Genomic DNA, 8,177 nt, shown 5'->3' with positions numbered 1-8,177 from the left:
AGCGTGCCGAGCTCGGTCTCCTCGCGGGCGTCGAAGTTCAAGCGGCCGCGGACGCGGGTGTTGACCTGGTAGTCGTCACCCTCGAGGTTGAAGGCCGGGTCGCCGGCGACGTTCACCTGGAAGCGGGCGTAACCGCTGATCGACAGGCAGGTCTCGGTGCCGGGGATGTAGTAGAAGCCCTTGCCGTACACGTCGCAAACGCGGACGTAGTCGACCGGCTCGGGCTCGGCCATGACGACCGCGTCAGCCGCGCGAGCGCCGGAAACCGCGACCAGCGCCGCGGCGGAGCCAAGAAGAAGGCTCTTGATGTTCATGTCCTGACCTCCAGTCAAGTTATAGGTTAGGGTTGGGCCTTTGTTACGAAGGACAGCCTTCCCTGCCCCATCCCTTTGAAAGCCTCAGGTCGTCCCCCTTCGTCTTTCGATAGTAAGGATATCGACGGATGTGCCGGATGCAATCACCGAAAGGCCACACCAGGGCCACGGAGGCGCGTTGGACACACCGCTGTTGCGGCGAAGCCACGTTTGTTGTGCCCTCCAGCGTAACTCGCTTGCGCCGACCTGACCAAACCCCTGCCGAATGGGAGTTCCAACGCTAGCTTCGCACCAGTTGCAGGACCGCCGTACCTGCGGATCGGGAATCGGAGCAGGCGCGCAATGTGGTCGAACGAGGCGAAAACGGGGCCGCAACGCGCCACGGCCTGGGCAACGGTCGGTGCGCTCGGAGTCGTCTTCGGGGATATCGGCACCAGTCCGCTCTATGCACTCCAGGAGGGTGTCCGGGCTGCCTCGGTCGAGGGCACCGCCGCGCCGGCCTCCGTGCTCGGCGTCCTGTCGCTCGTGACGTGGGCGCTGATCCTCGTCGTGACCCTGAAATACGTCAGCTTCATTCTTCGGGCGGACAACGAGGGCGAAGGCGGCATCCTCGCGCTCGTGACGCTTCTGCGCGTTCACCAAGGTCGGCGGCGAGGCCAGCGCGTTCTTCTGGCTCTGGGACTGGCGGGTGCGGCCATGCTTTTTGGCGACGGCGTCCTCACGCCCGCCATATCGGTGCTCTCCGCGATGGAGGGCATTCGCGTCGTGGCCCCGTCGTTCGATCGCTTCATCGTGCCGGCGACGGTCGCCGTGCTGCTGGCGGTCTTCGTCCTGCAACGGTTGGGCACCGCGCCGATCGCCCGTTTCTTCGGACCCGTCATGCTTCTGTGGTTCGCGGCGCTCGGCGGGTTCGGCGTCGTTTCGATCGTCGCGCGACCGGACGTGCTCGCCGCCGCGAATCCGTTGCATGGGGTCGCCCTCCTGTTGGCGGAGCCCGGCCGCGCGCTCGCCATCATGGGCTCGGTCTTCCTGGCCGTAACGGGCGGCGAGGCGCTGTATGCCGATCTCGGCCAGTTCGGGCGGCGAACGATCCGAAACGCCTGGACGCTGATCGCCCTGCCGGCCCTTCTACTGAACTACTACGGCCAGGGCGCCCTGTTTCTCGGCAATCCGGGCGTGCTGCATCCCTTCTTCGAGATCGTGCCCGCGCCCTTCGGCCTGCCGATGCTGGTTCTGGCGACGTTGGCCACGATCATCGCCTCACAGGCGATCCTGACCGGCGCGTTCAGCTTGGCGAACCAGGCGGTGGAACTGGGCTTCCTGCCGCCCATGCGCATGCGCAATACCTCGGCGCACAACGAGGCCGACGTCTATATCGGCCGGGTCAACTGGCTGATCGGCATTCTCGCGATCGCAGTGGTGGTCAGCTTCGGCTCGTCCGAACGGCTCGCCTCGGCCTATGGCATCGCGGTAGCCCTCGCGATGGTCACCACCACGATCCTCTTCGTCTTCGAGATGGGTCGTTCGTGGCGCCTGCCCCGCTGGGGCGTGTTGGCGATCGGCGCCTTGTTTCTCTGCCTCGACCTGCCCTTCGCGACGGCGAACCTCACGAAAATCCTCGACGGCGGTCTCCTGCCGCTCTCGATCGGCGGCGTCGTGCTCCTTGTCATGGGCGCTTGGCGCCACGGTCTGAAGCGGCTTCGCAGCGGCTCGCGCCGCGCCTCGGTCCCGATCCAGGATCTGCCCGCGCGCCTTGCCGGCAGTCGGCGCCTGCCCCGCCCGGCCGTCTTCATCACGCGAACCGGCGAGACCGCGCCGGTCGCGCTCGTGCGCATGCGTAAGCTCGCCGACGTCAGCTTCTCCCCCACCATCGTCTGCGTGGTGCGCCGGACGGACAAGCCCCGCGTTCTGGACGGGGACCGGGCTCACTTCTCCCGCATCGCCGACGACATCGTGCGGGTCGACATCCGATTCGGCTACATGCAGCGCCTGAACCTGCCCTCGGTGCTCGTGCCGCTGCTGCGCGATCACCAGATCCCATGCGACGAGCTGATCTACGTCACCGGCATGGACCGCGCCGTCCCGAGCGAGCGCATCCGCTCCTGGAGCGACATCCTGGACCGGATCTTCGCCTTTCTGTTCGACACCGCGGAGCGCCCGATCGACCGTTTCGGCCTGCCGGAAACGCGCACCGTCGCGTTCGGAACGAGCCGGCACATCTGATGTCTTGTCAGAGCCGGATGATCGGCGCTCCCAAGTCGCGGAAGTCGCGTTCGCGGCAGGTCAGCACGATGACCTGCAGGCCCATGTCGGCGGCCCGCTGCAACACCATGTGCATGCGCTGAAGCCGCACTTCGTCGGTGTTCACCAGGGCATCGTCCAGAATCACCGCCGCCGGATGTCCGCCGCGCTTCAGAACCTCGGCGAGCGCGAGGCGCGTCACCACGGCCACCTGCTCGCGCGCGCCCATCGACAGGCGGTCGAAGCGTTCTTCCGTGCCGCGCCGGCGCAGGGCTGCAATCTCCAGCGTCGACTCGTCGAACTCGACGTCGCTCTCGGCGTGCAGCAGGCGCAGGTATGGCGCGACGCGTTGCTTGATTGGGCCCAGCCAGCTTTCGCGGGCCTCGCGCTGGGCGTCGGCGAGCGTCTGGTGAAGGAGTCGCGAGGCTTCGGCCTCCAGCGCGAGCCTCTGCCGTTGCGCCTCGGCCGCGGCGATCTCACCCCGCAGGCGCTCGATCTCCGGATGCAGCGAGACCAGTCCCTGCGATCCGAGCTCGCCCTCGAGCGTCGCGACCTCGGCCTGCAGCCGGGACTGGTCCTCGCGAACGGCGGCCAGGGCCCGCTGGCGCGATTCGAGCGTGCGGCGCGCCGTCTCGGGATCGGCCGCCTCCAGCGCGTCGCGGCGCTGGGCGAAGGCGAGCGCGCGTCCGGCTCGCTCCGTGTCGGCGGCGGCCAGATCGGCGACGAGGGCGGCATGCGGCCGATCCCGCTCGGCGTCGCGCAACTCCTCGGCGCGTCGATGCGCGTCGGCGCCCGCATGCGCGGCCTCGCTCCGCAGCGCCGCCACCGCTTCGCGCGCCCGCGCCACGCTTTGCCGGGCCGCACCCGCCGACCGCTCGGCGTCGGCAAGATCGCGCCTGGCGCCGTCCCAGTCGCCGACGTCCTCGTCGGCCGGCTCGGACTCCTGTTGGTCGGCCAGCCGGGTGCGGTCCGCCGCGATCGTCTCCGCCAGGGCCGCCAGCCCTTCCGGCACGAGAAGGCGAACCTGCGCGTCGAGCCGGTCGCGCTCGCGCACGCGCTCCTCGTTCTCGCGCGCACGCCGGCGCGCGTCGTCGGCATCGGGCGCACCGACCGCGCGCAACTTGGCGCCGAGCGCGAGGGCCGCGCGATCCGCCTCGCGCCGCAGCGTCTCGCCGTCCCCGCCCGGCTCGATCTCGATCGTGCCGAAGCCGTCGAGATCGATGCGCAGCGGCCGATCGATGCGCAACGCCGAGCCCGCTTCCAGCGGCGAGCCGTCCGCGCGCGCGCCTCGGCCATCGAGCGGAAGAAGGCGCAGGACCGGACTTGCGCCCTCCAGCCGAATCGCCGCCTCGCGCGCGGCACGCTCCAGCGCATCGAGCGTCTTCAGGAGACCGGCGTCGAAGCCCGGCTCGGATCGCGAAACGGCGGCCCGCTTCTCAACGAGCGCCGATGCCTGTGCGTGACGCGCCTCCGCAGCCACCAGTGCCGCTGCGAGTTGCCGGGCTTCCGCCCGGCGCGCCGCACGGCCGGCATGCGCCGCCAGTCGCTCCTCCAGCGCTCGCGCCGCTTCCACTCGTGCCTCGGTGTGCGTCAGGGCCTCAGCCTCGCGCGTCAGGCGCGCCTCTCCCTCCGCCAGGCGCTCGGCCGTCTCGCTCGCCTGCGCCTCGGCTCGCCGCGCGGCGTGCGTGGATGTTTCGCGCGCGCGGATCCGCTCGACGCTCGCCTCGCGTGCCAGCTCGGCCTGTCGCAGGGCACGCTTGGCCTCGTCGGCCTCGCGCTGCAAGGCACCGAGTCCCGCCAGCGCCTCCTCGGCGGCGCGCAGCGACCGTTCCGCCGCGCGCACGACGTCGTCGCGCTCGTAGCCGCGCAGCCGATCGCGTTGGCGATGCAGACGTTCGATCTTGTCTTGGTAGCTGCGTGCGAGGGTCTCGCGCTCGGCGAGGTCGCGGCCGAGCTCGGCCAGCCGATCCTCGACGGCCTTCAAGGGCGAGTTGACGGAAACGCGCCCGCGGTCCGTGAAGAAGCGGTCATGCCGCGCCTTGGCGAGCAGAAGCAGAGAGCGTCCGCGATCGCCGCCGAGCACTTGCGCGACCTCGCCCTCCAGCGATGCGGCCACGGCGTCGCGCCCTTGTCCGAGATCGAGCCCCTGGAAGGCGCGGCCCTGGTCGGCCCAAAGAAGACCGAAGGCGCCGGGATAGTCGCCCTCCTTCGCCTTTCGGGCACCGGAATGGTTGAAGCGGAAGATCTCGGCCAGCCGCTCCTCGACGGCTTCGCCGGTCAGGCTGCCGGTGGCCCAGGTCAGTTCCGCCTCGGGCTTCTGCAGAAATCCCTTGCGCAGGCGATAGCTCTCGCCGCCCGTCTCGAACTCGACGACGACCTCGGGCCGAACCTGGCGCCCATAGGGCGCCAGCAGCCGGATCACCTCGGTCTGGGCGCGGTGACGCTGGAACAGGGCCGAGCGAAGCGCGAGAAGCAAGGTCGACTTGCCGGCCTCGTTGTCGCCCACCACGACGTTGAGACCGGGTTGGAACCCATCGAGATCACGCGCTTCGGAGCCGGCGAAGTTGCGCAAGGAGAGCGAGCGAAGGCGCATCGGTCTCAGCCCGCCTTGGTCGGGCGCGCGTGGTCGACGAAGGCCATGCGCAAGGCGAGCGCGGCCGCCTCGCGCTCCGGATCGGCGGGATCGGCCGCCCGCCGGCGCAGACGCTCCACAGCCACGCGCACGAAACCCGAAAGGTCGATGGCGTCGAGGTCGTCGACATCCGGCTCGTCCACGAGACCGGCATCGTCGAGGCGAAGGTCCTGGAACCGGGCGCGCCACGCCTCCAGCCGCTCCTCCAACGCGACACGCTCGCGGATCGGCAGCGTGCCGCGCAGCGTCAGATCGATCAGCGTCGTGCCGGTCGGTCCCAGCGCGTCCAGCGCGGCGTCGAGGGCGCCGATGTCGCCGTGCAACTCGACGTCGAGGCGCATCCAACGGAAGCGGGCAGTCGCCACCTTCTCGACGCGAGGCAGGCTGCCCGGCGCATCGATCTCGACCAGCGCTGCGAAGCCCGGCTCGTTGGCCGGGTAGCGATCGGGCTCGGGCGTGCCGGAATACACGGTGCGCGGCGCGATCTCGAGGAAACCGTGCCAGTCTCCAAGCGCCAGATAGTCGAGGCGCGCGCGGTTCGCACGGTCGTCCGCAATCGGATTGTCGCTCTCGGCGCCGGCCGGAAGGCGGTTGGAGACCGCCCCGTGCGCCAGGCCGACGCGCACGGCGCCGGGCGGCGTTTCCGCCGCGTCGAACCAGGCCGTGACGTCGGCGCCCTCGTGCCGCCGTTGCAACGGCGCGGGCAACACCACGACGCGCCCGTCGCACAGGACGATGGGCTCCGGCCGTTCGGCGACGATGACCCGGGCGGCATGCCGGAAGCGCTCGATCCGCGTCCACACCGATACGGCGACCGCGGCGTCATGGTTGCCGGGAAGGAGTACCCAGTCGCCCGCGAACAGCGCCATCGCGTCCAGCGTGCGCTGGATCGCGCGGTCCGACACGGTGTTGGCATCGAACACGTCGCCCGCCACGAGCACGAAGTCGACGCGCCGTTCCCCCGCCAGCCGCGCGAGGCGCTCGACGGCCCCGAAGCGCGCTTCCTTGAGGGCGAAGGCGACGTCGGGCGCATAGCCGCCGAAGGGCTTCTCGATCTGCCAATCAGCCGTGTGGAGGAAGCGGATCATGGACGGGTTAGCTGAACGCGGGACATGGGAACTGGTGTGAGGAGACGAAGGCGGCGGTTCAAGGGCGCGTATGCCCCAAGTGCCGATTGTCCCACGCTTTTCACCCGGCCGACCTCTCCGCCGCAAGCCCGTTTCGTTCCTCGCGCGAAGACCGTATGAGGAGACGGTCCGCAACGGAGGCATGGCCGCTCGTGTTCTTCACCCCTCGTACCCAGGCATTGCCCGCCACCGTTCCGTTTGTCGGCCCGGAAGCGCTGGAGCGACGGCTCGGACGCCCCTTTCGGGCTCGTCTCGGCGCCAACGAGAGCGTGTTCGGCCCCTCGCCGCGTGTGCTGGCGGCGATGGCGGAGGCGGCGAGCGGCAGCTGGGCCTATGGCGACCCCGAGCAGCATGGGCTGCGCGAGGCCATCGCCGCGCAACTCGGACTGACCGGCGCGCACGTCACGGTGGGCGAAGGCATCGACGGGCTGTTCGGACTTCTGGCGCAGCTGACGCTCGACCCCGGCGATACGGTGGTGACCTCGCTCGGCGCCTACCCGACCTTCAACTACCATGTGTCCGGCCATGGCGGACGGCTCGACTTCGTGCCCTACCGCGACGACCGGGAGGACCTCGAGGCCCTGGCGGCTCGTGCGCGGGAGATCCGGCCGAAGCTGGTCTATGTCGCCAATCCCGACAACCCGACGGGGAGCTGGCGGACGGCGGACGAGATCCGCGCGTTCGCGGAGGCGGTCCCGCCGGAAACGCTGGTAGTGCTCGACGAGGCCTATAGCGACCTCGCGCCGGCGGGCGCCCTGCCGCCGGCGAACTGGCTGCGCCCCAACCTCCTGCGGTTCCGGACCTTTTCCAAGGCGCACGGCATGGCCGGCGTTCGCGTCGCCTATGTCTTCGGCGAGCCCGAGGCGGTGCGACAGTTCGACAAGGTGCGCAACCACTTCGGCGTGTCGCGCATGGCGCAGGCCGGCGCGTTGGCAGCGCTCGCCGACGAGGCCTATCTCGCCGAGATCGTCGCGCGCATCGCCCGAGCCCGCGACATCCTGTCGGGCATCGCACGCGACGCCGGCCTTGTCCCCCTTCCGTCCGCCACGAACTTTGTCGCGATCGACTGTGGCCGGGACGGCGCCTTCGCGCGACGCGTCCTGGAAGGCGTTCTGGCGGAGGGCGTCTTCATCCGCATGCCGGGCATCGCGCCGCTCGACCGGTTGATTCGCGTGACGGTCGGCCGCGACGAGGAACTGAACCTGTTCGCGGATGCCCTCGATCGTGCGCTCCGGGCCGCGCGAGGATGACGCTCAGTGCTGAACGAGCCACTCGCGGGCCTGCCGAAGGGCGCGCCCGAGTTCGGCCTTGGTGAGCGAGGCCGCGATCTCGGCGCGGTGGTAGGCGGCGTCTTCGGCGCCCATCTGGTCGGCCAGGTTGAAGAACATGTGCGCCGATACGAGGTCGACCGGGCCCTCGCGGCCGGCTGCGGCCGAAAGGCCCCGCTCCATCAGGGCCTCGCCGATCGGCAGCGGAGCCACGAGGGCGGTGCCGAAGTCTGCATGCGGAATGTCGAACCGTGCCATGGTTGTCGCTCTCCTGATCCTTCGCCCTTTGTTGTTCGGGCGTTGGATGAAGAGTGACGCGTAAAATTTGACTGCAATTTAAGGGGGTTGCCTAACCGAAGCTGAAGCGGACGTTCACGCTTCGGCAAGGTCGAGGCCACCCTGCGCGCGAACGCCTGCCGTAGCGGGGCTCGCGCGTTGCGGGTGCCGCTTCGAGCCGCTCGGTTGCGGCGGCGCGCCCGTAGTTTTCCACAAGCATCTGTTCCGCTCGATACCGCGCGCTGTGTCCCCTGTTTCGCAGGAGGGAGATCCACTTGCCGCGATGCGGCGTTTCCGCTTACGTCTTCGTCAACGGCGA

6 protein-coding genes are annotated in these 8,177 nt (G+C 69.8%); 2 read left to right on the top strand and 4 right to left on the bottom strand.

Annotation, left to right across the window (positions count from 1 at the left end; all coding sequences use genetic code 11):
• Window positions 1-314 (bottom strand): porin (locus BLQ76_RS02225; RefSeq protein WP_170842468.1); only part of this gene is annotated, 314 nt, incomplete at its 3' end.
• Between the two features lie 342 nt (window positions 315-656).
• On the opposite strand from BLQ76_RS02225, the gene BLQ76_RS02220 reads away from it, so the two are divergent.
• Window positions 657-2,537, top strand: a complete 1,881-nt coding sequence (locus tag BLQ76_RS02220) for a KUP/HAK/KT family potassium transporter (protein ID WP_090668209.1) — start codon at window positions 657-659, stop codon at window positions 2,535-2,537.
• Between the two features lie 7 nt (window positions 2,538-2,544).
• Here BLQ76_RS02220 and BLQ76_RS02215 read toward each other — a convergent pair whose 3' ends face one another.
• Window positions 2,545-5,148, bottom strand: a complete 2,604-nt coding sequence (locus tag BLQ76_RS02215; protein ID WP_090668206.1) for an AAA family ATPase — start codon at window positions 5,146-5,148, stop codon at window positions 2,545-2,547.
• Window positions 5,149-5,153: 5 nt separating this feature from the next.
• Complete coding sequence (locus tag BLQ76_RS02210; RefSeq protein ID WP_090668203.1) at window positions 5,154-6,275, bottom strand: metallophosphoesterase family protein; 1,122 nt, start codon at window positions 6,273-6,275, stop codon at window positions 5,154-5,156.
• Window positions 6,276-6,430: 155 nt separating this feature from the next.
• On the opposite strand from BLQ76_RS02210, the gene BLQ76_RS02205 reads away from it, so the two are divergent.
• Window positions 6,431-7,564, top strand: coding sequence for a pyridoxal phosphate-dependent aminotransferase (locus BLQ76_RS02205; protein ID WP_090668200.1), 1,134 nt, complete (start codon window positions 6,431-6,433; stop codon window positions 7,562-7,564).
• 3 nt (window positions 7,565-7,567) lie between these two features.
• Here BLQ76_RS02205 and BLQ76_RS02200 read toward each other — a convergent pair whose 3' ends face one another.
• Window positions 7,568-7,840, bottom strand: a complete 273-nt coding sequence (locus BLQ76_RS02200; protein ID WP_090668198.1) for a hypothetical protein — start codon at window positions 7,838-7,840, stop codon at window positions 7,568-7,570.
• Between the last annotated feature and the right edge of the window lie 337 nt (window positions 7,841-8,177).

The organism is Aureimonas jatrophae (assembly GCF_900104035.1).
Taxonomy (GTDB): Bacteria; Pseudomonadota; Alphaproteobacteria; order Rhizobiales; family Rhizobiaceae; genus Aureimonas; species Aureimonas jatrophae.
This window is presented reverse-complemented; position numbering and strand designations above follow the sequence as displayed.